Raw genomic sequence first — 25714 nt, 5'->3', positions numbered from 1 at the left:
GCTCTTGGTTCCAGGCTCTTTCTCGCGGCAGTTCGTCATTCGCCGATTGCGGTTCGGTTGACCGTATTTAACGGATTAGCAAGGGGTTGCGTCGGTGCGATGCCGCACGGAAGTTAAGTGGTCAACGACTTAAGGTATGAACATCGAACAAGCCGGTGTCGCCGGCTTTATCTGGAGCAGGACCGGCACATGAACTGGAAAGCACTCGACTTCGAGCAAATCACCGCACGGGAGCTGTATTTGATCCTGCGGGCGCGAAGCGCTGTGTTCGTTGTCGAACAGTCCCATGTGCATCTGGACCCGGACGGGCGCGATGAAACGTCCCTCCACGTGTTTGCAGTCGATGACATCTCGCGGCCAATGCCTGTCATGGCCTACGCGCGGTTGCACGAGGGCAGCGCAGGGCCGGCGGAAGCGGGCGTGGTCATGGTGGACAAGATCCTCACGAGCCCGCTACGGCGCGGCGACGGCACGGCTGCGGCGCTGATTGCACGGGTGCTTGCGGCAGCGGGCGAGCGGTGGCCCGGGCGCGGTGTGCGCTTGCTGGCCCCGGTGAGCTTGCGCGGTTTCTACGAAGCATTCGGATTTCGCAAGGATCAGGGGCCGTTTGTCGAGCGCGGGGTTCGCCTGATCGGGCTGATACGCAAGAGCCGTCATAACGGCCGGCCGAGCCAGGATGCCGGCGAGCCGGATTTCGTCGATACGGTCGAGGAAGTTTGAAGTTGTTCAGAAATACGTAATTTGCAGGGGCCTAACGTCGGCATTAGACGTTTCCAAATGACACAGAGGACGCGAGTGACGTGCATTGCACGAACACGACGCCGACCTCTCCTTCACAGGATTTAACGATGTCGAGTGTTTCGATCACGAATGGGCGAGACGAGCCGAAGGACGGGCGCGTCGAGACCTGGAAGACGCCGCGGATGGCGCAGCGCGAGAAGATGGTGTCCAGGCCTGCATTGTCGCCTGCAGCGAAAGCGGCTCGCACGGCGAAGCTCGCGGCCGATGCAGCGGAGTTGAAGCAGCGTACGGAGTTGAGCCGCCGGCGCCGCATGATGATCGCGCCGCTGGCCTTTGCCGCGCTCACGGGGTTGTTGCTCGTCCTGCATCAGAGCCGTGTGCTGGAACTGTTCTATCCGGCGGGCGCTGTCCTTGTCGCCGCGATTCTCTACAAACGTTCGCCCGCGCACTATCTTTCATTCGTCGTGTGGCTGTTCTTCCTCACGCCGGAAGTGCGGCGCCTGTCCGACTACTTCAACGGCACGTTCAGCGACCGCAGCCTCATCATGCTCGCGCCGGTGATCGCGGCCGCGCTGTGCGGCATGAACCTGCTGACCCATTTCCGTGTGCTGATGCAGCGGCGTGCGATCCCGCTTACGCTGATCGTGCTTGGCATCTTCTATGGCTATGTGATCGGTATGGTGGGCGCCGGGATTGCTGCTGCGTCCTATACGCTGATCTCGTGGTTGTTCCCGGTGCTGATCGCATTCCACATCCTGGTGACGTGGCGGCAGTACCCCGAGTATCACCGCACGATGCTCAAGACCTTCGTGTTCGGGGGCTTCGTGATTGCGGCGTACGGCGTGTACCAGTACGTCAGCCCGCCGCCCTGGGACGCGTTCTGGCTGGTGCAGTCGGGCATGATCTCCGAGGGCGTGCCACTGCCGTTCGGCATGCGCGTCTCCAGCACGATGAATTCGTCGGGACCGTTCGCCATCGCGATGATGGCCTGCCTGCTGATGACGCTCGCCGCGCGCAACAAGATGGCCTTCCTCGCAGGCGGCCTGGCCGTGCCCGCGCTGATCGGCACCATGTCCCGCAGCGTGGTAGGCGGACTTGCTATCGGGCTCGTGTACCTGTTCGTGATGCTCGACGGCCGCAGCCGCCTGCGCCTGGTCGGCGGTGTCGCGGTGATCGTGCTGCTGTGTTCGCCGGTCGCCATGATCGATGAAATCTCGGACAAGGCGATGGCGCGCTTTTCCACGGTGACCCAGCTCGATAACGACTACAGCTATCAGGTTCGCACCGAGATCTACGACCACTTCCTCTCCGAGATGACCACGAATATCGCGGGGCAGGGTCTTGGCATGACCGGTCTCGGCTCGAAGCTCTCGGGCGATGGCTCGTCGAATAACGTCGACTTCGACAGCGGCCTGATGGAGGTGCCCTACGTGCTCGGATGGCCCGGTACGTTGCTCTACACGGCGGGGCTGCTGATGCTGATACTGCGCGCGTTCGTTGCCAGCTTCGCCAGGAAGAACGACCGCTTTGCCGTGGCCGGCGCGGCTGCGGCGTTCGGCGTGCTGGCCATGATGGTATTCGTCAATACGCTGATCGGCTCGGGCGGCATGTTCTTTTTCATCGGCGTGATGTTGCCGGTTACCGGCTGGCGTTATGCACGCGAGATTCAACATCGGGCGGCGCGCGCAGCCGCCGTTCGTCCGGACGCGGCGGCAACGCCAGACCAGGCAACGGCAGGAACCGAGGCGCAGCGGAACATCGCGCTGCCCTCCAAGCTGAAGCTGCGTACATGAGCGCCGTCGCCGATCGGCCCAATCCGTATAGCCCGCACAGTCGGCCTGCGAGAGCCGGCCAGACACCGGACAGCACGGCAGAAGACTCCGTATCCAACGAGGACCGTATGAATTTGCTTATCGTCACCCATACCGTCGGCCGCAACGACGGGCAAGGGCGCGTCAACTACGAGGTCGTCCGGGCGGCGCTTGCCGCGGGCCATTCGGTCACGCTGCTCAGCACCAAGGTCGACGAAACGTTGAGCCGGCATCCACGCATCACCGTTGTCCGTGTGCCCGCCAGCCGGGTGCCCACGCGGTTGCTCCAGTACCAGATGTTCGCGTTGCGTGCTGCTGCGTGGATTCGTGCGCATCGTGATGGATTCGACGTGGTGCAGGTCAATGGTTTTATTGCGTGGACGGGTTCGGACGTGAACGCCATCCACTTCGTCCACACCGGTTGGTACGAGAGCGGCTATTACCCGTTTCGCCTGACCGGCGGTTTGTACGCCGCGTATCAATTATTATTCACGCGGCTCAATGCGTGGTGTGAACGCTGGGCGTTCAGGCATGCACGCGTGCTGGTGCCGGTGTCGGAGAAAGTGAGTTCGGAACTGGTATCGCTGGGCATGTCGCGCGACAAGATTCACGTCATTCATAACGGTGTGGATAACGTGGAGTTTTCTCCGGGCCTGTCGCAGACATCGCAGCGCGAGCGGTTCAAGTTGCCCGAAGACCCGTTCATGCTGCTGTTCGCCGGAGACCTGCGCACCGCGCGCAAGAACCTCGACACGGTGCTGCGCGCGCTCGTCAAGTGTCCCCCCAACGTGCACCTCGCGGTGGCCGGCGGCGTGGAGAACAGTCCGTATCCGGCCATGGCAGCCGCGCTCGGTGTTGCAGATCGCGTGCATTTCGTCGGGATGATCCGCGATATGCCCACGCTGATGCGTTGCGCCGATGCGTTCGTGTTCCCCTCGCGTTACGAGGCTATGAGCCTGGTGCTGCTGGAGGCGCTTGCGTCCGCATTGCCGGTGATTACCGTGCACACGACCGGTGGTGCGGAGGTGGTCACACAGGAGTGCGGCATTGTCCTCGACGATCCCGACGATGAAATTTCGCTTGCCAAAGCCATCTCGCTAATTGCAACCGACCCGCTGCGTGCCCGCGAAATGGGCCAGGCGGCTCAGGCGCTGGCCGCGACGTTGTCCTGGCAGACCATGGCGGCGCGCTATCTCGCGCTGTTCGAAGATATTGCAGGAACACGCAAGGCCGCTCGCCGAAACGCGCGTGCTGCCCAAGAGACCGTATCGGTGAAGACATGAATACCGCCATCAAATCAATGACCACGCGCGCAAGCACGACCACTGCCACCGCGGACCGCGCGCCCAGGCCGACCAATGCGAACAGACCGTTGAACCAGGCTTCGGGCAATACTTCGAGCGCCGCGTCAAGCCCGGCGCCAAAGCCGCGGGCCATCGACTCGCTGCAGATCGGCATGAACTGGTTCGACGAGCGTCCTGGCGGCCTCGACCGCATGGTCGCCTCGTTGATCGAGTCGCTGCCGGCTCAGGGCGTCACGGTGCGAGGCCTCGTCGCGGGAAGCGAAAACGTACGGATCTCGACCCACGGCGTGGTGACGCCGTTTGCCGCACCCGATGCACCGTTGGCGAAGCGCGTAGTCGGCTTGCGGCGTGCCGCGGTCGAACTGCGTAACGCCCGTATGCCCGACGTGGTTGCCGCGCACTTTGCGCTGTACGCCGCGCCCGTGCTCGGCAAGTTTTCGCGCGTGCCGAAGGTGATTCATTTTCACGGCCCCTGGGGCGATGAGTCCGCGCACGGCGCACGCGGTCACGCGAATGTGATGCTAAGGCGCGCGGTTGAACGGCACGTGTATCAGCGCGGCAAACTGCACATTGTGCTGTCGCAGGCTTTTGGGGACGTGTTGCACAAGCAGTATGGCGTGAACCCGCGGACCATTCGTATCGTGCCGGGCTGTGTCGATGTCGATCATTTCAGCTCTGACATCGACCGGCGTGCCGCACGAACAGCGCTGGGGCTTCCGCAAGACCGCCCCATGCTGTTCTGCGTGCGCCGTCTCGTCTCGCGCATGGGCCTGGAAGACCTGATCGACGCCATGTTCATCGTGCGCCAGCAAGTGCCTGACGTACTCCTGACCATTGCCGGAAAGGGGCCACTGATGGCGGCCTTGCAGGCGCGTATTGACTATCGCGGTTTGTCGCAGCATGTGCGTCTCGGGGGTTTTGTCGCCGACGAAGCGCTGCCGCTCTGGTATCGCGCGGCAGACGTGTCGGTGGTGCCGACAACGGCGCTGGAGGGCTTCGGCCTGACCACCATCGAATCGCTCGCAAGCGGCACGCCGGTGATCGTGACACCGGTGGGCGGATTGCCCGAAGCGGTCGCTCCGCTGAGCCCGGAACTGGTGCTGGAGTCGGGCGGTTTTCAGGCACTGGGGGCAGGGCTCGCCGGCGCGCTGCTTGGCAAGCGGGTCCTTCCCGGTGAAGCTGAATGCCGTGCGTATGCGCGCTCGAACTTCGACCTGCCTGTGATCGCGGCGCAGACGGCTGCGGTGTATCGCGAAGCCATCGACTCGTAATGAATGAGAGAGCAGTACCCGTAGCTACCAGCAAGAAGAAAGAAGGGCCCCGGTGCCCCAGGCGCCGCTCAACCTCGAACCAGAACTAGTCATGAAAATCGTTCACCTGGCCACGCATGCGCAATGCATCGGCAACGGCACCGTCAACGCGATGGTCGATCTGGCGTGCATGCAGGCACGCGCCGGACACGACGTCGCAGTTGCCTCTTCGGGAGGTGCCTTCGAACCATTGCTGAGGCGCCATGGCGTCACGCATTCGCTGCTGCAACAGTCGCGTCAGCCCTGGCGTGTGCCGGCCATGATCGCCGGATTTGGCAGGTTGATCGAGCGTTTCAATCCCGACATCGTGCACGCGCACATGATGACCGGCGCGTTGATCTCGCGCTTCGGCAGCATGCGTCGCCACTTCGCGCTGGTGACCACCGTCCATCACGATATCCAGAAAAGTGCTTCGCTGATGCGTTTTGGCGACCGCGTGATCGTGGTGAGCCACGCGGTGGGAGACGCGATGCTCGAACGGGGCGTGATGGCGGACACCTTGAGCGTAGTGACGAGCGGCACAATGGGTTCACCGCGTTTTGGACGGCAGATGCCGCGGCCATTGCACTTGCAGCATCCGAATGTGGTGTGCGTATCGGCCATGTTCGAGCGCAACGGCATTGCCGACCTGCTGCATGCGTTCGCGCATGTGCGGCAGACGCAGGATGCGCAGCTGTATCTGGTGGGAGATGGCCCTGATCGCGGATTGATGGAAGGGCTAGCCGAACAACTTGGCATTGCGAATTATGTCCAGTTTACGGGATTCGTCGCCGATCCCCGTGCATATCTGGCCGAAGCCGATGTTTTCGTGTTTGCTGCGCATCAGGCGCCCGGGCCGCTGGTGATCAGCGAAGCGCGGGAGGCGGGTTGTGCCATTGTCGCGACGAAGGTGGGCGGGGTTCCCGAGATGCTGGAAAACGGCACTGCGGCTGTGCTCGTCGCGCCTCAGGAGCCGATGCAACTGGCAGCCAAGGTGGGATGGCTGCTGATGGATTCACCGGTGCGTGCGCAATATGCCGCGCGTGCGAAGCGGGATCTCGAGCGTTTTTCGGTGCAGCGCGTGTGTGCGGAACATCTTGCCGTGTATGAGCAAGCAATTTCGCAGCGTGCAGAACGGCAGGCCCAGCCGTCGACACGGCGAGCGCCGGTAGCGTGACCGGTTGCCCGATTGGCCACTTTTCGTGGCCGTTACTGTAGATGAAAAAACGGCGATCAAGGTTACCTGATCGCCGTTTTTATTAACCGCTGCCTGCTGCCTGAGTCCGCTTACATCCGGCAGTTTCAATCAACCCGCGAATTCGCTTTCCACCCGGTCCAGCCGCCGCTGTGCATGATCGCGCTTGGCCAGTGCCGCGCCGCTGCGCGCTGCGCGCCAACGCTGCAATGCGCTCGCCTCGCGATGGATGAAGCGGGAACGCGCGAGATTGACCCAGCCGAGGCATGCACCGTGTCCCACCACGGTAAGCCACAGCAAGGCGATGCCCCGGCCCGCACCGCGATACTCGTCACGCACGATCAGATGCAGGTTATACGACTCGTTTTCGATCGCGACCCAGCTCCGGCTGCCGCGCACGGCGCGTGCATCTTCATCGAAACGTTGCGCCGGATAATGATCCACTTCCACGGCGGGATCGTAGACAAGACGCCAGCCTGCACGCCGCACCGCGGACGCAAACGCCATGTCGTTGTTGACCTGTGCACCGGTTCCGCGCAGACGGGTATCGAAGCGAATGGCATTGCCGCGGATTGCGCTCACGCGATAGCTCATGTTCGCGCCCTTGAGGAAGTCGACGTCGCGTGCGGCTCCCACGCCCAGATGATGATTGCCGATCGCGCGGCCCGGGAACTGCCAGCGGCCGACGTCCGGCTCCGAAGCATCGAGCGTCGCGCCATGCTCATGCACCCAGTCGCGCCCACCGACCCCGCCCACGTCCGGCGAGTTCGCGAAATGGCATTCGATGCGTTCGAGCCACGTCGGGCGCGGCGCGGCGTCGTCGTCGGTGATAGCGACAATGTCGCCGGTGACAGCGTCGAGACCCGCGTTCAACGCGGCGACCTGGCCACCCTGGGCGACTTCGACCTTGACCAGCGGCAGGCGCGCGCGCGATTTCTCGATCACGAGCCATGCTTGCGTTTCTTCGTCGGCGCCGCGGCACACCACCAGCACTTCGTCCGGTGCACGCCGTTGCCGCGAGAGCGCATCAAGGCAGCGAGCGAGATCCGAGGTTCGACGATAAGTGGGTACGAGTACGGAGATCTTCATGTTGTAGGGCGAGTCCTTCGGGGGTGTATCGGCGAATGTAGGCGATCGCGCGCGAAACCGTGCGAGCGCTGCGTGCAAGCCCTTTGGGTCCATGTGCCCGCAGGTTGTGCAGCACGTTGTGTCCAACGGCAAGCGTAAGGAACAGCGCGGCTTTCGGGCGGTTGCGCTCGAACCAGCGGTAGCGTTTATGCGTCACGTAGATACGTGAGGCTTCGAGGAACGCCGCATAGTAGTCGCGATTCACCGTCGACGGAAAATGCGAGTTGAATACTTCCGGCAGAAGCCGGACCACGCATTTTCCCTGCAGCGTCGCACGCATGACGATGTCCACTTCGTCATAACCGTAGACCAGATGCTCGTCGAAGCGAATCAGCTTGAAGAGCCACGCGGGGAAAACCGCGCTGTTGATGACCACGGTGCCGTGATGGTCGCCGGCCAGGTAAGGCCGCGACTGGAAACCGAGGAACGTGGTCGCGTTGGCATAAACGCGTTCACCGCGATTCAGTTCGTAGCCCGTAACAATCAGCTTCTCCGGATGCTGCCCGCCATGCTTGAGCGACTCGGCCATCTGAGCAAGGAAGTCCGTGCTGAGCGTGGCGTCGTCGTCGATGAACGCCACGTGCGTGCCGGTCACCGCGTCAAGCGCGCAGTTGCGATTTGCGCCAAGTCCGCGGCGCGGTCCTTCCAGGAAGACGACGCGCGGAAAGTCTGCGGCCATCATTTCGCGGGTGAGCGTGTCGGTGCTGTCGTCCGACACCACGATCTGGTGCGCCGGATAGGTGGAGGCTTCAACCGAACGTAATGCACGCGCGAGATCCCCCGGGCGATTACGCGTGCAGATACATACCGAGAAGCGCGGCGCATCGGACGGACTGGGTTGGTGAACAGCGGTGACCATGTGTTTTCCCCGGCATTTTCTTGTTCTGTGCCGCGCATGCACGACACGGCGTGATGCGCTATTTGACTGCGCAATGAAAAAGCCGTCTGTTGGACATCGAACATCGGGGGAATAACGGTGGCGGACAAGGCCGCGCAATGGCGGAAGTATCAGGGTGCGCTTGTACAGTGTGTGCGGGCGCACTGAATCATCAGCGTAGTGAAAGTGTAATGCGCAGACAACTTAATAACGACGCTCTAACGGGGCGCAACTTCGAGATGACGCCTGTAATTTTCGACCACTGCTTTGGCTGGCTGCACGAGGGGAAGCCAGCCGCCACGTACGGCGTGGTGCTCTGCCAGCCGTTCGGCCGCGAGGCGATGTGGGTCCACAAGGGCTGGCGCGTCTTCGCCGAAGCGCTCGCGGACTCAGGTGCGCCGACACTTCGCTTCGACTACGCCGGCACCGGCGACTCGGCTGGCGAGTCGGAAGACGGCGAGCAGATGGAGCGCTGGTTGCGAAGCATTCGTTCGGCGATCGCCTATTTGAAAGAATCGACCGGGGTCACGCAAGTGGCCCTGTGCGGCTTGCGTCTGGGCGCCACGCTCGCAGCGATGGTGGCTGCTGAGGCGGAAGTCGATCAGTTGGTGCTGCTCGCCCCCGTGTTGTCGGGCAGGCAATATCTGCGTGAACTGCGTCTGCTGCAGCAGAACTGGCTTGAAACAGGCGGCATTCATGTCGAACCTCCGCCCGCTGATGCCGACTATGCGGAGGCGGTAGGGCACCGCCTGATCGCGTCGAGCGTCGCGATGCTGAGCAAGTTCGAGCTGCTGCGGGACACGCGGCTCGCGGAGCGAGCGCCGCGACGCTTGCTCGTGCTCGATTCTTACGATCCCTCACGCTCGAAGAAACTTGTCGACGCCTGCAGCGCCGCAGGAGCGGATGCACAGTTCGAAGCCTTCGACGAATGTGCCGCATTCATGCAGGAATCCGGCGTGACCGAGACACCGCGACAGGCAATTGCCCGCATCGTCGAGTGGTTGGGTGTGACCGGGCAGGCTGAATCGCCGATTGCCGAGTCAGTTGCCAAGCCATCTGAAAGCCCCGTGCTCATTGCTGATGGCGTGCGCGAAACACCCGTGGTCTTCGACAACGGCCGCCTGTTCGGCATCCTGTGCGAACCGGAAGAGGGCGTGCTGTCGCGCCGCTCGGTCGTGTTTGTCAACCCGGGCGCGACCCATCGGATAGGCGATGCGCGCATCTCGGTGACCCTGGCCCGCCGGCTTGCGCGCCAGGGTTTTGCGTCGCTGCGATTCGACGTGGGCACGCTCGGAGACAGCGCCGCCCCTGTCGACAAACGCCCGCTCTCGCTGCTGTTTTCACGCGCCGGCTGCGACGATGTGGTGAGCGCGGCAGCATTCCTCGCCGAGCGCGGTTTCGACGAAGTCTCGTGTTTCGCGGTTTGCTCGGGCGCCTACGTTTGCCTGCACGCGGCGCCGGTGAGTCCCCACATCCGCTCGCTGGTGCTCGTGAACGCGCCCAAGTTTGATTTCCCGGAAGATCCGATGTCGTTCGCTGTGAACGACAACCGGCCAAGGACGGCGACCAGCACTTTCATGCGTTCCTTCAAGACGGTGGGTAAATGGAAGCGCGTGTTGCGTGGCCAACGGCGGCTCGCGCCTATCGTGAACGAACTGGCACGGCACCTGGGTGCACGCCTTAAAGCCAGCGTGGCGTATTTCGCCGAGCGGACTATCGGCACTGATTCCGCGGGTTCGCGAGTGCGCGCGATGGTTCGCGGGCTGAGTGAGCGCGACGTGAAGATTCGCTTCGTCTACGGCGCGGGAGATCCGGGCATGGACGAGTTCGCCGTGTTTTTCGGTGCGGGCGGACGGCGGATGCGCAAGTGGCGCAACGTGGAAACCGTTCATCGCGAGACGCTCGATCACGCGTGTTTTTCGTACTCGGCGCGTGAGGAAATGATGGCGTCGTTCGTTCAATTCGTGCAGGGCGAGCCACCGCAAGCTGCACGCGGTGGCCTCGGCTGGGCACGCTTGCGTGCGTTGCTGCCGAGTTTCACAGCCCGTGCCGGCCGGCCCGTCGAGATGCGCACCGACATGGCAAGGCGCTCGAATCGCGATGAACCTAAAGAATGTAAAGAATTGCAAGAGATCGAGGGCCGCGGCGCAATGCGTTCGTCTGCGTACAGACCCTGATGTGGCACCCCTTTACTCTGGCATGTAATTCGTCTGACCTTCGGGCAGGCACCTGCTGCGTGCACTTGAACGTGCATCACCCGTGCGCTGCAACGTGCCTGCATTCACCGCGAGCTGTGACGCGGTGCCTTGATTCGTCCTGTGTGAGTTTGTTGTAATCGGCCCGTTGCTCAATGGAAAAAAGTCTTCTCAAGAACATAGCGATCAATTTCGCCGGGCTCATCCTGCCCGTGTTCGTCTCACTCGCGACGGTACCCGCCTACATTCACGGCATGGGGATCGAACGCTATGGCGTCATCAACCTGGTGTGGGCGTTGATCGGTTATTTCAGCGTGCTTGATCTCGGTATTTCGATGGCGACGGAAAACCATATCGCCAAGGCGCGCCAGTCCAACGACGGCACTATCGAGCGCATCTTCTGGAGCGCATTTTTTCTCAATCTCGCGACTGGTTTCGTCGGCGCGGTGCTGATCTGGTTCGGCGCATACGTGTATGTCGTGCATATCGCGACCATCGAACCGGTGTTCCAGGCCGAAGTGCTGCATGCACTGCCGTGGATTGCGCTCGCCGTGCCTATTGCCAATATCTCGTGGGTGTTCAGCGGCGCTATCGGCGGGATGGAAAAGTTTGCCCTGTTCAACACCAACCAGACTATCGGCACGTTCCTGTTCCAGTTGCTGCCGCTGGCCGCGCTGTACCTGATCTCGCCGTCGCTGGCAGTGGTTGTGCCGGCAGCCGTCATTGCGCGGTTCCTGGCGGCCCTGCTGCTTGGCTACGGCACGTTTCGTGCGATAGGTATCAAGCGCATCTCGAAGCCGGAATGGCCGCTGATTCGCGAACTCTTCAATTATGGCCGCTGGCTGTTGCTGTTCTCGGGCGCGAACATGATCGCGACCACGCTTGACCGGGTCGTGATCGGTTCCATGTTGGGCGCCAAATACGTCGCGTATTACGCCACCCCGCAAAACCTGGTGACGCGCTTGAACCTGCTGCCCAGCGCCATGTTGCGCACGCTGTTCCCGCGCTTTTCAGCTTCCGCGAGCGAGCACGCCGACGAGCTTTCGCACCAGGCGCTCGCGTTCCTGAACTGCGCATTCACGCCATGCGTGGTGGTCGCGTTGTTCGCGCTGGCGCCGTTCCTGAACGTCTGGCTCGGCCATGAGATGGCAGTGCAGTCGGCACCTGTCGGACGCATCCTTGTAATTGGCGTGTGGCTTGCCGGGCAGTCGAGCATCATCGGAGTGCTGATCCAGGCCAAGGCCAATCCGGCACAGGTCGCGCGGGTCGGCTGGATTGGTTTGCCGATCTTCGCGCTGGTGCTGTGGCTGAGCATTCGCTGGTACGGCCTGCTGGGCGCTGGCGTGGCGGTGGTGGCGAAGGCCTTCTTCGACTACGCGGCGTTCCTTTATTTCTCGAAGCTCAAGCCACGGCCGATTGTGCGGAACATGGCCGGACATCTGGTTTTCCTGGTGATTGCCACCGTGTGCGCCGACTCCATGGACTCGCTCAGCGGCATGGCCGCGATAGCCGTCGCGCTGATTGCCGGCAACCTCGCATGGTCGTTCTGCGAGTCGAGCGAACTGCGGGAAGTGGTCTCGCGTCTCCGGCAAAGATTGCTGCCCAACACCCGGGTGAGGGTGAATAAAGTGCCTTGAACGGCAGATTGACCGAATAGCGTGCGGGCGTTCGCATGCGCACACAACAAAATAGATTTGCCTGCTTAAATAGCGCATCAATCGATGCGTGTTTTTCACGCGTCCGCACCTGTCAGATGCGTTCGGCCCTCAATCAGCTTCAACGCTTCAGGAGTCACCGTGGACGTGTCCCACTATCCGCTTACCGGCGCTGCCAAGACGGGCGCCGAGCGTGTTCGCGTGCAACCGGTCATTCTCGCCGGCGGGTCCGGCACGCGTCTGTGGCCTCTTTCACGCCAGCAGTTCCCCAAGCAACTCATCGAACTCATGGGCGCGGAATCGCTGCTCGAAGCCACGTTGCGCCGTCTTGACGGTCTCGATGCGGCAACGGCTGGCCATGACAGCGTGCATCTCGCGACCGCTGAAGAACTGATCGTGGTGTGCGGCACGGAGCACAAGTTGCTGACCGCGCAGCAGATCGAGCGTAACGGCCGCCCGGCGCGCATCGTGCTCGAACCCTGCGCCCGCAACACGGCGCCGGCGCTCACGCTTGCAGCGTTGGCAGCACTGGCGGCTGCATCCGGTGACGACCCCGTGATGGTCGCCATGCCCGCCGATCACGCCGTGTCCGACCTTGACGCGTTCCGGCGCACGATCGCGAAAGCGATCGAACATGCCGCGAGTGGCGCGCTCGTTACGCTTGGCATCGTGCCGGACAAGATCGAAACAGGTTACGGTTATATCAAGGCCGGCGCGGCCCTGGGAAGCGCCGGTGACGGCATCCCTCAGGCACGGGTGCTTGAACGGTTCGTCGAAAAACCGCGGCGGGAGATTGCCGAGCAGTATCTGGCTTCCGGCGAATACTGGTGGAACAGCGGCATCTTCGTGTGCCGGGCGTCGGTGTGGCTTGCAGCCATCGAGCACTTCCAGCCCGCCATTCACGCCGCATGCATGATCGCGTTCGAACGCGGCCTGCATCAGGACGGCTTTACGCAACTCGATGTCGAGGCGTTCGAAGCATGCCCTTCCGATTCAATCGATTTCGCCGTCATGGAGCGTATTGAGCAGGAGCCGCGGTTTACGGGCGTCGTGGTGCCGCTGGCCGCCGGCTGGTCCGATGTCGGCGCGTGGGACGCCGTATGGGACATGTCGGACAAGGACGATGACGGCAACGTTGCTCGCGGCCGCGTGATCTTCGAAGGCTCGGCGGACAGCTTCGCGCATTCGGACGGTCGTCTGGTGGCGTGCGTCGGTGTGACGGGTGTCGTGGTCGTGGAAACCGCGGATGCGATCCTGGTGGCGTCGAAAGATCGCGTGCAGGAAGTGAAAGCCATGGTAGGGCGTCTGAAGGCCGCCAAGGGCGCCGAGGCGCAGGATCATCGCAAGGTGCAGCGGCCTTGGGGGTTCTATGATTCCATCGATCACGGTGAGCGTTTTCAAGTAAAGCGTATTGTGGTGAAACCGGGGGCACGGCTCTCGCTGCAGATGCACCATCATCGCGCGGAACATTGGGTCGTCGTGCGCGGCACGGCGCTTGTGACCCGCGGGGAAGAAACCTTCCTGGTGAGCGAGAACCAGTCCACGTTCATTCCCCTCGGTACCACGCACCGGCTCGAAAACCCCGGTAAAACACCGCTCGAAATGATCGAGGTGCAGTCGGGGACGTATCTGGGCGAGGACGACATCGTGCGCTTCGACGATCAGTACGGACGCGTGACCGAGAAGAAGACAGCAGGCTGAACACCGGCGAAGACAGGGTGCTCCGGCGGGCAATGAGCATGGCAACAAGCATGAAGACAGGCGTTACGAAGCACTTAAATCAAAAGCATCAAGAACTACTTAATACAGCGATTGCCGAAGCAGTACCGCGAGATGCAAAGGTAAAGGGATAACCCTTGAGAGGGACATTCCGACTGGCGTCAGCGGTATTGAACACGCAATTTATCGTGCACGGCGCAGAGCTGCTGATTGATCTGACCGATTCTATTGGTCTGAAGAATAAGCAGTGCTCACCGGGCCTTTCGGCGAGCTTGGGGAAGCACGCCGGATGTGCAGGGACACAATGTAGGGCGCAAGGGGAGAGGGGTGATGGACGAAAACAAAGAGCGATCACTGGTGGCCAAGGTGATGGACGGGCTCGTATCGGGCATCGTCGAACAGAAGTACGGCGCGATCCTGCCGCCGCAGGACGTCTTGTCGAAGGAGTTCGACGTGAGTCGGACCGTGATGCGAGAGGCATTGAGCATGTTGCTCGCGCGTCATATGCTGGATGTGCGCCCGAAGACGGGCACGCGGATCCGGCCGATGAGCGACTGGCGGCTGATCGATGAGGACGTGGTGAGCTGGCGCTTCCGGGCAACGCCGGACCAGGCGTTCCTGCGCGACGTGATCGAGTTCCGAATGTTGATCGAGCCGCGTGCGGCCGCGTTGGCGGCGGTCCGTGCAACGCCGGACGAGGTGAGCGGAATTCGCGCTGCGTTCGACGCGCTGGCATCGCTCAACGGCAGCGAGCCCGAGTACCAGGCCGCTGACGTCGCGCTGCATACGCGCATCGTGGCCGCGAGCGGCAACCAGTTCTTCCAGCAGATGACGGCTATCGTGCGGGGCGCGCTGGTAACGGTCTATCCGATCGTGGCGGGCATTGCGACCATGCGCGACGCGACGCTCGAAGCGCAGCGCCGCGTGGTGGAGGCGATCGAGGCACACGACGCCGCTGTGGCCGAGCGCGCGATGAGCACGCTGATCGATGTCACCGCGGAGGAAGTCGGGCGAGCTTTTTCGCTTGAACGCCGCGAGGACAGTTCGTCGCCACCGGTTGGCGAGTCCGAATCGGCCGGCGCCTGATACGCGCTCGAAGCTTCGCGTTCCGGGACGGTTCCGGCGTGGCGAGGCTGGCCCGAGGTTTCTGGTCACGTTCATCGTGGCCGGGCGCGAACAGCGCCCTGTTCGGGTTTTCACTAACGCAAACGTTTCACTTCAAAATCCTGCCCGGCATCGACGCCTGATGGTTCCCTGATGGCTTGAGCGCCGAACGACAATCCGCAGCCGTTTCCCCGCAGCTTTGTGATCAGAACGCGATGCCCGTGTGGTGGCAACGCGAAGCGTTGTGCACGCATCGTTCACGCTTCACGCAGACCGCCTCCGTAGTGGACAATGTGGCCATCGCCGGCCTTGGCCGACCATTCACCATGCTTGGGGCAAGGGAGCGGGACAGATGAACGTACAGAGCACGATCCGTTGGGGCATCGTTGGCGCGGGGCATATTGGGCGCAGGTTCGCCGAAGGGCTGGCATTTGTGCCGGGCACGACGCTTGGCGGCGTCTGGTCGCGGCGGCCCGAGTCGACATCCGCATTCGCCGGGCAGTTTCATACCAAGGCGTATGAGAGCTTCGATGCACTGCTCGACAACATCGACGCGTTGTACATCGCGACGATGCAGGACAGCCACCCTCAATACGCGCTGCGTGCTTTCCAGGCCGGCCGGGCGGTGCTCTGCGAGAAACCGGCGGCCGTCAACGCGCGGGCGTTGCAGGAGATGATCGACGTGGCGCGTTCATCGAAGCTGCTGTTCATGGAAGCGATGAAACCGCCGTTCTATCCGCTATACCGGCGCTTGCGCGATCATCTTGCTGCCGATCCCATTGGTGAAATCGGCCTGGTTCGCGCGGGTTGTTCGATCGCGAATGTGCCCCTTACGCATCCCTCGTACTCCATGGAAATGGGCGGCGGCGCGTTGCTCGATATTGGTATCTACGAAGCGTTTCTCGCGGTGGACTGGCTGGGTGAGCCGCTGGAGGTGCAGACCTTCGGGCGCATCGGGCAGACGGGCGTGGACACGTTTGCGAGCTTGAACGTGCGCCATGAACGCGGCGTCGCGCAGTTGTTTTGCGGTCTGGATCTGCAAGGCAAGGGCGATGCGTTGCTTGCTGGAACCGGTGGCACGGTGACGATCCACGAGAACTGGTGGAACCCCGCGCGCGCGACGGTCCGCTATGTGGATGGCCGGACCGTGGAACTGGATGAGCCGTTCGAGGGCGGTGGCCTGAACTACGAGACTACGCACTTTTGCGAGTTGCTGCGCGACGGCGCCATTGAGAGCCCGATCATGCGGCATGCCGTATCCATGCAGATGATCTCCATCACCGATGCCGCTCGCCGCGACCTCGGCGTGCGGTTCCCTTTCGAAGCTGAATAAGGAAACCGAATAAGCGCGGGCCGGCCCCGCGACTTGATTTAAGCTTCATTTCAGCTTTCGACGTTAAGCTACGTCGTCCTTAAACGCCGGCATTCCACACCATCATGCGACTGTTACCCCGACTCTGGCGCGAAAATCGGAACCTGATTGCGTTCCTGGTGTTGATGACGCTGTTCCGCAGCGCCATCGCCGACTGGAATGTGGTGCCAAGCGGCTCCATGCTGCCGACCATTCGTGAGGGCGACAGGATTGTCGTCGACAAGATGGCGTACGACCTGCGTATCCCGTTCACGCACATTGCGATTGCGCACCTGCATGATCCGCAGCGCGGCGATATCGTGACGGTGGATTCATCGGCGGCACATGAGCTGATCGTCAAGCGTTTGATCGGGCTTCCCGGCGACGTGGTTGCCATGCGTGACAACGTGCTTTATATCAACGGCAAGCGAGCGGGTTATCAGCCGGTCGATATCACGGGAGTGGAGGGCGATGCGTCTTCGCCTGGCGAGTATCTGGACGAGAAGCTTGGGCACGTTACGCATGTCGTGCGCTTGTCGGTGCTGGCGCCCAGTCCGAGGCGCTCGTTTGGGCCGGTGACCGTGCCCAAGGGCGAGTACCTGATGCTCGGAGATAACCGGGATGACAGCGCGGACTCGCGGTATTTTGGGTTTTTCCCACGCAATGAGTTGATGGGACGGGCTACACGGGTAGCGTATTCGCTGGATCCGGACCGGCATCATATGCCGCGGCTGGACAGGTTTGGGGCGCGGCTGGACGAGGATGCGGCGGCCGCGCCAACGGGCAAGTCCTGAGTTGAGAGGGTCGAAACCCTCCCTTTCTCAATGCCTCCCCGGCAACGCCAACCGGCGTTCAAACAGCCGCTGCACGAACTCCAGCACGCTGCACAACACCCAATACACGACGGCGGCGGCGAGATACAACGGCAATGGCTGATACGTAGCGGCAATCACTTCCTGCGCACTCCGTAGCAATTCCGTCACCGTGATCACCGACACCAGCGACGTATCCTTGATCAAGCTGATCAGGCTATTCGACAGGCTGGGAACGGCAATCCGCAGCGCCTGCGGACCAATCACATACCGCAGCGTCTGCATCCTCGACAAGCCCAGGCTATAAGCCGCGAGCCACTGCCCGCTCTGGATCCCGAGAATGGCGCCGCGCATGCTTTCGGAAAGATAAGCCGCCACATTCGCCGACAAGGCGATCACCCCCGCCGGCGTCGGATCAAGCGAAATACCCAGGCTCGGCAACCCATAATAGATCACGAAGATCTGCACCAGCAGCGGCGTGCCGCGCATCACGCTCACATAAGCGCGCGCCATGCCGACAAGCGTGCGGCTTCGGCTGATGCCCATCATCGCGAGCACGGTGCCCGCGATCAGGCCGAAGAACATCGAATAGACCGCGAACTTGATCGTCAGGACAGCGCCTTGTGCAAGGGCCGGTATGGATTGAACGAGCAGGGATGTCGTGGACATGAAGGAATAAAGTAGGCGTAACGTCGGAGGCGAGCATCAAATGCAAAGGGCGGCATCCTTAAGAAGCCGCCCCGATGCCGAACGCTTGAGGGTCCGGATTGACTGTGCAGGCTTACTTCGCCGGCTTCGTTACGTCGATCCCGAACCACTTGTCCGAAATCTTCGTGAACGTCCCATCGGCTTCGAGTTGGGTCATCGCGTCATCAATGGCTTTCTCGAACTTCGGATTGCCCTTCTTGAACGGAATCCCCGACGGATTGCCCGGGCCCACATTCGCACCCGTGCGCAGCGGCAACTGCGAATTCTTCATCAGGTACGCAAGCATCAGGCGGTCGTTCAACGCAGCGTCCAGACGATTTGACGCCAGATCACGCAAGTACTCGGGCGCACCCGGATACGTCTTTACGTCGATACCCGGAACGGCCTTCGCCATGTCCATGTAGTTCGTGCCGAGACCCACGCCCAGCTTCTTGCCCTTCAGGTCTTCAAGCGACTTGAAGTCCCGCGTGTCGTCCTTGCGCTGAATCAGTTGCGCATTCGAATACGTGTAGGCCGGCGAGAAATCGAGCGTTTGCTTGCGGGCATCGGTAATGCCGACCTGATTGACGATCACATCGAACTTGTCAGCCTGCAAGCCCGCAATGATCCCGCTCCATTCGGTCGTCACGAACTCGGGCTTGACGCCGAGCTTCGCTGCAACCGCCTTTGCGATATCCACGTCGAAGCCGACGAGTTCACCTTGCGGCGTCTTCGAGTTGAACGGGGGAAACGTGCCTTCCAGGCCAATGCGCAACGTGCCGCGTTGCTTGACCGAATCCAGCAGGTCTTCAGCGTGGGCAACAGCCGAGAGTGATGCGCCGATCAAGCCTGCCACGAGCACTTTCTTGAAGAGAGATAGTTTCATGAGTTATTTGCCTTTGTCCTGGTTTTTATCGGTGATCTGAAGTGCGGCGATGATAGCTAAAACGCAATGCCGTCTTCAGATCGTTTGCTCATGTGGATATGAGCCAAGCATGCTAAGAAGAAAAGACCCGGAAAGACCCGGTCATGCAGCGGCGCTCGTCCGCGCCAGCGCTTCGACGCATTCTGTCACGAGCGCCGGGCCTCGATAGATCAGGCCGGTGTAGATCTGCAGAAGCGCTGCACCCGCCGCGAGTTTCTCGCGCGCGTCCTCGCCCGACATGATGCCGCCTACGCCGATGATCGGCACCTCGCTGCCCAGCTCCGCGCGCAGCTTGCGGATCACCGCATTCGACGCTTCGAACACCGGCTTGCCCGACAGCCCGCCGGCTTCATCGCCGTGTTTCATGCCCGTCACGGCTGTGCGCGACAGCGTGGTGTTGGTCGCAATCACACCATCAATCTTGTGACGCAGCAAGGTGGCGGCAATCTCCTTGACCTGCTCGTCGTCCAGATCAGGGGCGATCTTCAGCGCGAGGGGCACGAGCTTGCCGTGCATGTCGGAGAGCCGTTGTTGCTTGTCCTTCAGCGCGCCGAGCAGCGCGTCGAGTTCGCCGGCGCCTTGCAACTGGCGCAGGTTTTTCGTATTCGGCGACGAGATGTTGATCGTCACATAGCTTGCGAACGGGTACACCCGCTCGAGGCAGTACAAATAATCTTCAGCAGCGCGTTCTATGGGGGTATCGGCATTCTTGCCGATGTTCAGCCCCAGCACGCCACGATACCGCGCCGCCTTCACGTTCTCGACGAACTGATCGACACCGCGGTTGTTGAACCCAAGCCGGTTGATGAGCGCCTGTGCATCGGGCAGGCGAAACATGCGCGGGCGCGGATTGCCGGGCTGCGCGCGCGGCGTGACCGTCCCCACTTCGATGAATCCAAACCCGAGCGACGCCAGTCCGTCAATACATGCTCCGTCTTTGTCCAGCCCCGCTGCGAGCCCGACCGGGTTGCGAAAACTCAGGCCCATGACGGTACGCGGCGAATCGGAGGCGCGCTCGGCGAGCATGCCGGCCAGGCCGGTGCGGCCGGCGGCGCCGAGCATGCGAAGCGTCAGGTGATGGGCGTCTTCCGCATCCATGCGAAAAAGTTGCGCGCGGGCGAGCGGGTAGAGAGAGCTGAACACGAGGAGGAAAGGCCGGAAAGGCGTAAATTAAGACGCGCCATTTTAACGGCTTTGCGAAGCCATACCGAAAAGCAGTGGCGCACGGATGAAAACGACTGCAAAAAGGGCCGTTTAAGAGCCGGTGGGCCCCTAGCGCCGTGGTCTGTCCGGGGGCATCTTGCCGGGCATGGGAGGCGTTCCGGCGGAGTGCATGGTGGTGGGGTCGAGCAAGTCCCAGCGGCCGTCGATCAAGCCTTCCAGCGGCCGGAAATTCGCCTTGTACGCCATTTTGTCGCTCTCACGAATCCAGTAGCCGAGATAGACGTGGGGCAAATCCAGGCTGCGCGCCTGCTCGATCTGCCAGAGGATGTTGTAAGTGCCGAAACTGGTATGCGGCAGGCCGGGCTCGAAAAATGTATAAACCGACGAAAGTCCGTCGCCGAGGATGTCGATCATGCTGATCATGCGCAAGGTGCCGGGAGCGGGGGCGTCTTCGGCAAGACTGCCAGCCGGGTTCGCGCCGGGCTCCACGGGATTGCCGGCGGGTATGGGCCGTGCGGGCTCGCGGAATTCAACCAGGCGCGAGTTGATCCGGCTTTGCAGCAGGAATTGCTCATACTGGTCGCGGCTGTCGCGATCCATGCCGCCGCCCGCGTGCCGTGCCGACTGGTAGCGCATATACAGCGCGTAATGCTCCTCGTCATAGTGGAGCGGTGCCACGCTCGCAATCAGGTCGCCATGCTGTTTCCAGACGCGCCGCTGGGTGCGGTTCGGCGTGAAGCGGTCGATAGGCACGCGCACCGGCACGCACGCACGGCAGCCGTCGCAATACGGGCGATAGGTGAAGACGCCCGAGCGCCGGAAACCGGCCTTGACGAGTTCGGTGTAGACGTCGGAGTTGATCAGGTGGCTGGGAGTGGCCACCTGGGAGCGCGCGATGCGCCCGTCCAGATAGCTGCACGGATACGGTGCCGTTGCATAAAATTGCAACGCCGAAAGCGGAGAAAGCGGCAGCTCATTGGGGTGAGTCACGTTGGCAGCTCTCGTTCTAAGCGTCTATCTTGCTCACCACCCCAACCGTGCCGCAGCGGTTCGATGGAGGGTGGAAAACCTCGGTCGTGTCGCTATCTTGCCTGCTATACATCACGTTCGATGGTGCTGGATTGGTTCGAGAATATCAAAGGTGGTATTACCGGTCGCCGGCTGCGGTTCATGCGCTGAATCGGCTGGCGTCCTTCGCCTGAACCGGCCCCGTTCATTCAGGCGCAAGCAGCGGTGCCCGAAGTGTCTCCAGCAGCGCGTATTTGTCGAACTGCCACGGGATCGGCGGCTGACCGACCGCCCCGCGCAGATGTCTCACAAATACCTTGCGGGAGATCTCCCGGCCGCCCAGCGACGCCAGATGCGACGTATTCTGCTGGCAGTCTATCATCTCTATTTTATGGTGGCGCAAGTGTCCGATGAGCGCCGCGAGCGCAATTTTCGAGGCGTCGGTGCGGTGCGCGAACATCGATTCGCCAAAAAACATGCGCCCGAACGAGACACCATAAAGACCGCCCACGCGCTTGCCCTCGAACCACGTTTCAATGCTGTGCGCGCGGCCTTCGCGATGCAGCGACGAATACGCTTCCACAATATCAGCCGTGATCCACGTGCCGCGCTGACCTTCCCGCGGCGTCTGCGCGCACGCCCGCATCACGGCGGCGAAATCATCGTCCACGCGAATCTCCCACGATGCCTCGCGCAACACGCGCCGCAGCGTTTTACGCAGCGAATCGGAGACTTTGAATTCTTCGGGAATCAGCACCATGCGCGGATCGGGACTCCACCAAAGCACCGGCTGGCCGTCGGAATACCACGGGAAAATGCCGCGCTGATACGCATCCACAAGACGGCTGCCCTGCAATTCCGCACTGGCCGCGAGCAAGCCGGGCGCGCCGCTCGCCTCGCCGAGCGCACGCTCGACAGGGGGGAACGGATCGTCGGAGGCGAGCCATGGAACCATGATTCGGAGGGGCGCTCAGCCTTCGCGCAGTGAGCGGAAGATGTCGCCGGTGTGCAGCGCGTAGTTGCCGGCAGCGCGGTCGGCGAAAAAGAAACGCAGCGTCTGCGCGACCGTCGGGAAGGCAATCTCGTCCCAGGGGATGTCGCTCTCGTCGAAGAGCTTCACTTCGAGACTTTCCTCGCCTGCATCGATGTCGAGATCCAGCAGCCTGGCAAGGTAGAAGAGGTGCACCTGATGCACGTGCGGCACGTTCAGCAGCGTGAACAGGCTCTGGATTTCGACGCGCGCGCCAGCTTCCTCGAGCGTTTCGCGTGCGGCGCCTTCGCTGGTGGTTTCGTCCATTTCCATGAAACCCGCCGGCAGGGTCCAGTAGCCGTAGCGCGGTTCGATCGCGCGCCGGCACAGCAGCACCTTGTCGTCCCAGACGGGCACGGTCCCGACCACGTTGCGCGGATTCTGATAATGCACCGTGCCGCAATTATCGCAAACGTAGCGCTGTCGGTTGTCGCCAGGCGGAATGCTCAGGCTGACTTCGTGGCCGCAGACGGAACAGAATTTCATAGGGGAGAAGTCTGAAAGTGTCGTGCGAGTGTATCACCGAGCTTGGGGCGAGCGGCAGCACGGACGCCACGCGAAAAAGAGGTCGCGAAGCCAGGGCGCACGGCTGCGGTGCACGTCCGGGGTGCATGTTTGTCCTGCACTTGTCCCGATGACCGATGAGCCCGGATCGGGCGTCATCCGGCGGCCGTCTGGCCGGCGGTTCTTGCTACCCTGATTCTCGCTGCCCCGGTTCTCGCTACCCCGGTTCTCGCTACAATAAGTGCTTCGGTTGCCGCGCATTTCAGCGCTGCCCATTTCACCTTTCACGGCCAACCCAAATCCCCCGACGATGTCCACCACGCCCGCCGCTTCACGCCCGCCAATGCTGTCCACCGCCGACGCACTCGCCACTTTGCTGGCGGCAGCGCGCCGGGTGGACGGCGCACAAACCGTTGATATCTTCGATGCGCTCGGGCGCGTGCTGGCCGCGGCGGTCGTGTCGCCGCTTGACGTCCCGCCCATGCGCACCAGCTCCATGGACGGGTATGCGGTGCGGGCTGCGGACCTTGCCGGGGCGTCGGAATCGAGCACCGTGACGCTACCTGTGTCGCAGCGCGTGCCGGCTGGCCAGACGGCCGCGCCGCTGGCTGCAGGCACGGTTGCACGGATCTTCACCGGCGCCACCGTACCGCCGGGCGCGGACAGTATCGTGATGCAGGAAATGGTGCGCGCCGACAGTTCCGGCGCGACCTTCTCGCACGTGCCGCCGGAGGGCGAATGGATCACGCAGCAAGGTGCCGATATCCGCCGCGGCTCGGTGATTCTGCCCGCTGGCGCGCAGCTTACGCCGCAGGCGCTGGGGCTAGCGGCATCGGTGGGAAGCGCTGCGCTTGAAGTGGTGCGCAAAGTGCGCGTAGCGGTGTTTTTTACCGGTGACGAACTGACCATGCCCGGCGAGCCGTTGCGTTCCGGCGCGATCTACAACTCGAACCGTTTCACGCTGTGTGCGTTGCTCGCCAAGCTGGGGTGCGACGTGACGGACCTCGGTATCGTGCGTGACCGGCTGGACGCAACCCGTGAAACCCTCCGGCTCGCGGCGCGCGAGCACGACCTGATCCTTACGTGCGGCGGTGTGTCGGTCGGCGAGGAAGATCACGTGAAGCCGGCCGTCGAAGCCGAAGGGCGCATTTCCATGTGGCAGATCGCGATGAAACCCGGCAAGCCGCTCGCGTTCGGCGCGGTGCGGCGCGAGGCGGCGGAACCAAACGGCAGCGAGGCGTTTTTTATCGGATTGCCGGGAAATCCGGTGTCCAGCTTCTGCACATTCCTGCTGTTCGTGCGTCCCTTCATCCTGCGGTTGGCGGGCGTGGAGGCAGTCGAGCCGCGCGTGTATGCCATGCGCGCCGATTTCACGCAGAAAAAGGGCGACCGGCGCAACGAATTCCTGCGCGCCCGCGTGAACGAAGCGGGAGGGCTGGACGTGTTCGGGAATCAAAGCTCGGCTGTGTTGACGTCGACGGTCTGGGGCGACGGTCTGATCGATAACCCGCCGGATCACGCGATCCAGGCCGGCGAGACCGTGCGTTTCATCCCGTTTTCAGAACTGATGCGTTGAAGGCAATCATGAAAGTCGAATTGAGATTTTTTGCGGGTGTGCGCGAAGCGCTCGGCGTGGCGAACGAGAGTGTGGACGTGCCGGACAGCGTATCCAGCGTGGGTGACGTAAGGGCATGGCTGCGCATGCGCGGCGGGGCGTGGGCGGAAACCCTCGCCGAGGGCCGCTCGTTGCGCATGGCGTGCAATCACGAAATGACAGACCCGGCGCGACGCATCACGGAAGGCTGCGAAGTCGCGTTTTTCCCGCCCGTCACGGGGGGCTGAAATGACCCGAGTCCGCGTGCAGGAAGCCGGTTTCGATATCAGCACGGAAGTTGCCGCTCTGCGCGCCGACAATCCGAAGGTGGGCGCTGTGGCGTGTTTTGTCGGTACGGTGCGAGACCTGAACGAGGGCCAAACCGTCCAGGCAATGGAACTGGAACATTATCCCGGCATGACCGAAAAGGCCCTGGAGGCGATCGCGGCGCAGGCGCGGGAACGCTGGCCGGGTTCGGACGTGCTGATCGTGCATCGCGTGGGGAAGCTCTTGCCGCTCGACCAGATCGTGCTGGTTGTGACAACCGCCATGCATCGGGCGCAAGCGTTCGAATCGTGTGCGTTCGTGATGGATTATCTGAAGACGCAGGCGCCGTTCTGGAAGAAGGAAAAGACCGAACACGGGGAAAAATGGGTCGACGCCCGCGAATCCGACGACGCTGCGCTCGCGCGGTGGGACCCCGAGCCGGCGGCGCGGGCAGGAGAGTAATAGAAGCGGCGCTCAAGCTCGGGCGGGTTGTAGGCGGGCCCGGGAAGGTCCGCTTATGCGTGGCTCATGCGTGGCTCATGCGTCGCCTGATTGGTTACCTGGCCGGTTGCTTGAGCGGTTACTGGGCTCGTCGCGCAGCTCGGTGGCTTCAGCGCCCGACAGCCTGACCGGAAACGGCTGGCCGTGGCTCCAGTCGGGCAACTCTGTCGCGGATTCGTTCTCGCTGCTCCCCGTGCGCAGGCGTTTGAGCGACGCCATCAAAGCACGTTGCGCGTCAGGAATCGCATAGTCCCAGCCGAATTTGCTCAGTTGCAGGCTTTGCGCAATACGCAGCGCCGGCTCCATGAACTGCACGGCCGCGGCAGGTTCGTAACGGGTGTTGACGGTATCGAGGAAAAGCGTGAGCCAGCTGGCGAAGTGCTGGGGTTCAATATCGCCGAGAGGCCGGTGCGCCTCTTGAACGTTGCCCCTGTACCCCTTCGTGCCGAGCACGAGGCTCGACCAGAACGTTGTCATCTTTGCCAGATGCGCGTCCCAGCGGCCAGCCAGTTCGCGGGCGAAGATCGGGCCGAGCAGCAGGTCATCGTCGACACGCCGGTAGAATGCCTCCACCAGCTCCCGGATATTGGCTTCGTCGGGTTCCGCGGCGCGGACGAATGGCGTCGATGGGGTGTTCGGCTCGCCTGAAGGCTCAATCAGGGGTTGGATCATGGGATTACGGATTTCCGGGATTCGATGACACGGCTCAGTGAGGTATTTAGTCCCGCTGGCAAAACGCAGATCGTGGCCGTTAAATGTTAAATCGCTAAACGAGATGACCAAAATGGCAGGTCAACCGGCCGGATATTAGTAAAATGCCCCGTACACCGGGTATTTGACGGAAACTGAAGGA

General features: G+C 62.3%; 23 protein-coding genes. 14 read left to right on the top strand and 9 right to left on the bottom strand.

Annotated elements, in window-relative coordinates:
• The first annotated feature begins 189 nt into the window (after positions 1 to 189).
• The 5 genes from ABH944_RS03995 (at position 190) to ABH944_RS03975 (ending at position 6322) form a co-directional block, all read left to right on the top strand.
• The gene (locus tag ABH944_RS03995; RefSeq protein ID WP_404604484.1) at positions 190 to 720 is read left to right on the top strand and encodes a GNAT family N-acetyltransferase; all 531 of its coding nucleotides are present in this window, start codon (positions 190 to 192) and stop codon (positions 718 to 720) included.
• A gap of 128 nt (positions 721 to 848) precedes the next feature.
• The gene (locus tag ABH944_RS03990; RefSeq protein WP_404604485.1) at positions 849 to 2534 is read left to right on the top strand and encodes an O-antigen ligase family protein; all 1686 of its coding nucleotides are present in this window, start codon (positions 849 to 851) and stop codon (positions 2532 to 2534) included.
• Between the two features lie 107 nt (positions 2535 to 2641).
• A complete protein-coding gene (locus ABH944_RS03985; protein WP_404604486.1) occupies positions 2642 to 3835 on the top strand; it encodes a glycosyltransferase family 4 protein in 1194 nt (397 codons plus the stop codon).
• Positions 3836 to 4008: 173 nt separating this feature from the next.
• Positions 4009 to 5127, top strand: coding sequence for a glycosyltransferase family 4 protein (locus tag ABH944_RS03980; RefSeq protein WP_404604713.1), 1119 nt, complete (start codon positions 4009 to 4011; stop codon positions 5125 to 5127).
• A 91-nt stretch (positions 5128 to 5218) separates the two neighbouring features.
• Entirely contained in the window at positions 5219 to 6322 is a 1104-nt protein-coding gene (locus ABH944_RS03975; RefSeq protein ID WP_404604487.1) for a glycosyltransferase family 4 protein, read from the top strand.
• Between the two features lie 129 nt (positions 6323 to 6451).
• Here ABH944_RS03975 and ABH944_RS03970 read toward each other — a convergent pair whose 3' ends face one another.
• Positions 6452 to 7429 (bottom strand): glycosyltransferase family 2 protein, encoded by a 978-nt coding sequence (locus ABH944_RS03970; protein ID WP_404604488.1) that lies wholly within the window; start codon positions 7427 to 7429, stop codon positions 6452 to 6454.
• The gene (locus ABH944_RS03965; RefSeq protein ID WP_404604489.1) at positions 7368 to 8327 is read right to left on the bottom strand and encodes a glycosyltransferase family 2 protein; all 960 of its coding nucleotides are present in this window, start codon (positions 8325 to 8327) and stop codon (positions 7368 to 7370) included. The genes ABH944_RS03970 and ABH944_RS03965 overlap by 62 nt, the downstream gene beginning before the upstream one ends.
• Before the next feature lie 209 nt (positions 8328 to 8536).
• On the opposite strand from ABH944_RS03965, the gene ABH944_RS03960 reads away from it, so the two are divergent.
• The 6 genes from ABH944_RS03960 (at position 8537) to lepB (ending at position 17163) form a co-directional block, all read left to right on the top strand.
• On the top strand, positions 8537 to 10522 hold the full coding sequence (locus ABH944_RS03960) for an alpha/beta hydrolase (protein WP_404604490.1): 1986 nt from the start codon (positions 8537 to 8539) through the stop codon (positions 10520 to 10522).
• 173 nt (positions 10523 to 10695) lie between these two features.
• Positions 10696 to 12177, top strand: a complete 1482-nt coding sequence (locus ABH944_RS03955) for a flippase (RefSeq protein ID WP_404604491.1) — start codon at positions 10696 to 10698, stop codon at positions 12175 to 12177.
• A gap of 84 nt (positions 12178 to 12261) precedes the next feature.
• Entirely contained in the window at positions 12262 to 13896 is a 1635-nt protein-coding gene (locus tag ABH944_RS03950) for a mannose-1-phosphate guanylyltransferase/mannose-6-phosphate isomerase (protein WP_404604492.1), read from the top strand.
• Between the two features lie 348 nt (positions 13897 to 14244).
• Positions 14245 to 15000: a FadR/GntR family transcriptional regulator gene (locus ABH944_RS03945; protein WP_404604493.1), complete on the top strand. Its 756-nt coding sequence runs from the start codon at positions 14245 to 14247 to the stop codon at positions 14998 to 15000.
• 370 nt (positions 15001 to 15370) lie between these two features.
• Positions 15371 to 16351, top strand: a complete 981-nt coding sequence (locus ABH944_RS03940) for a Gfo/Idh/MocA family protein (protein WP_404604494.1) — start codon at positions 15371 to 15373, stop codon at positions 16349 to 16351.
• Between the two features lie 104 nt (positions 16352 to 16455).
• Entirely contained in the window at positions 16456 to 17163 is a 708-nt protein-coding gene (gene lepB, locus ABH944_RS03935; protein ID WP_404604495.1) for a signal peptidase I, read from the top strand.
• Positions 17164 to 17190: 27 nt separating this feature from the next.
• Here the strand turns inward: lepB and ABH944_RS03930 are convergent, their stop codons facing one another.
• The 6 genes from ABH944_RS03930 to ABH944_RS03905 all read right to left on the bottom strand — a co-directional run bounded on the left by ABH944_RS03930 (position 17191) and on the right by ABH944_RS03905 (position 22481).
• Entirely contained in the window at positions 17191 to 17850 is a 660-nt protein-coding gene (locus ABH944_RS03930) for an amino acid ABC transporter permease (RefSeq protein WP_404604496.1), read from the bottom strand.
• A 112-nt stretch (positions 17851 to 17962) separates the two neighbouring features.
• Positions 17963 to 18754: a cystine ABC transporter substrate-binding protein gene (locus tag ABH944_RS03925; RefSeq protein ID WP_404604497.1), complete on the bottom strand. Its 792-nt coding sequence runs from the start codon at positions 18752 to 18754 to the stop codon at positions 17963 to 17965.
• Positions 18755 to 18895: 141 nt separating this feature from the next.
• Positions 18896 to 19936 carry a quinone-dependent dihydroorotate dehydrogenase gene (locus tag ABH944_RS03920; protein WP_404604498.1) on the bottom strand — a complete coding sequence of 347 codons (1041 nt, stop codon included), beginning with the start codon at positions 19934 to 19936 and terminating at the stop codon, positions 18896 to 18898.
• Between the two features lie 129 nt (positions 19937 to 20065).
• Complete coding sequence (locus ABH944_RS03915; protein WP_404604499.1) at positions 20066 to 20947, bottom strand: arginyltransferase; 882 nt, start codon at positions 20945 to 20947, stop codon at positions 20066 to 20068.
• 223 nt (positions 20948 to 21170) lie between these two features.
• Entirely contained in the window at positions 21171 to 21920 is a 750-nt protein-coding gene (aat, locus tag ABH944_RS03910; RefSeq protein ID WP_404604500.1) for a leucyl/phenylalanyl-tRNA--protein transferase, read from the bottom strand.
• Positions 21921 to 21935: 15 nt separating this feature from the next.
• Positions 21936 to 22481 (bottom strand): NUDIX hydrolase, encoded by a 546-nt coding sequence (locus tag ABH944_RS03905; RefSeq protein ID WP_404604501.1) that lies wholly within the window; start codon positions 22479 to 22481, stop codon positions 21936 to 21938.
• Between the two features lie 361 nt (positions 22482 to 22842).
• Between ABH944_RS03905 and ABH944_RS03900 the strand changes: the two genes are divergently transcribed.
• The 3 genes from ABH944_RS03900 to moaE are packed head-to-tail and all read left to right on the top strand — an operon-like array spanning position 22843 to position 24822.
• Entirely contained in the window at positions 22843 to 24075 is a 1233-nt protein-coding gene (locus ABH944_RS03900; RefSeq protein ID WP_404604714.1) for a molybdopterin molybdotransferase MoeA, read from the top strand.
• A gap of 8 nt (positions 24076 to 24083) precedes the next feature.
• The gene (moaD, locus tag ABH944_RS03895) at positions 24084 to 24341 is read left to right on the top strand and encodes a molybdopterin converting factor subunit 1 (protein ID WP_404604502.1); all 258 of its coding nucleotides are present in this window, start codon (positions 24084 to 24086) and stop codon (positions 24339 to 24341) included.
• A 1-nt stretch (position 24342) separates the two neighbouring features.
• Positions 24343 to 24822 carry a molybdopterin synthase catalytic subunit MoaE gene (gene moaE / locus ABH944_RS03890; protein ID WP_404604503.1) on the top strand — a complete coding sequence of 160 codons (480 nt, stop codon included), beginning with the start codon at positions 24343 to 24345 and terminating at the stop codon, positions 24820 to 24822.
• Between the two features lie 75 nt (positions 24823 to 24897).
• On the opposite strand, the gene ABH944_RS03885 is transcribed toward moaE, so the two are convergent.
• Complete coding sequence (locus ABH944_RS03885) at positions 24898 to 25533, bottom strand: group III truncated hemoglobin (RefSeq protein ID WP_404604504.1); 636 nt, start codon at positions 25531 to 25533, stop codon at positions 24898 to 24900.
• Between the last annotated feature and the right edge of the window lie 181 nt (positions 25534 to 25714).

Origin of the sequence: Caballeronia udeis, assembly GCF_044909315.1 — a bacterium.
Classification (GTDB): domain Bacteria; phylum Pseudomonadota; class Gammaproteobacteria; order Burkholderiales; family Burkholderiaceae; genus Caballeronia; species Caballeronia udeis_A.
This window is presented reverse-complemented; position numbering and strand designations above follow the sequence as displayed.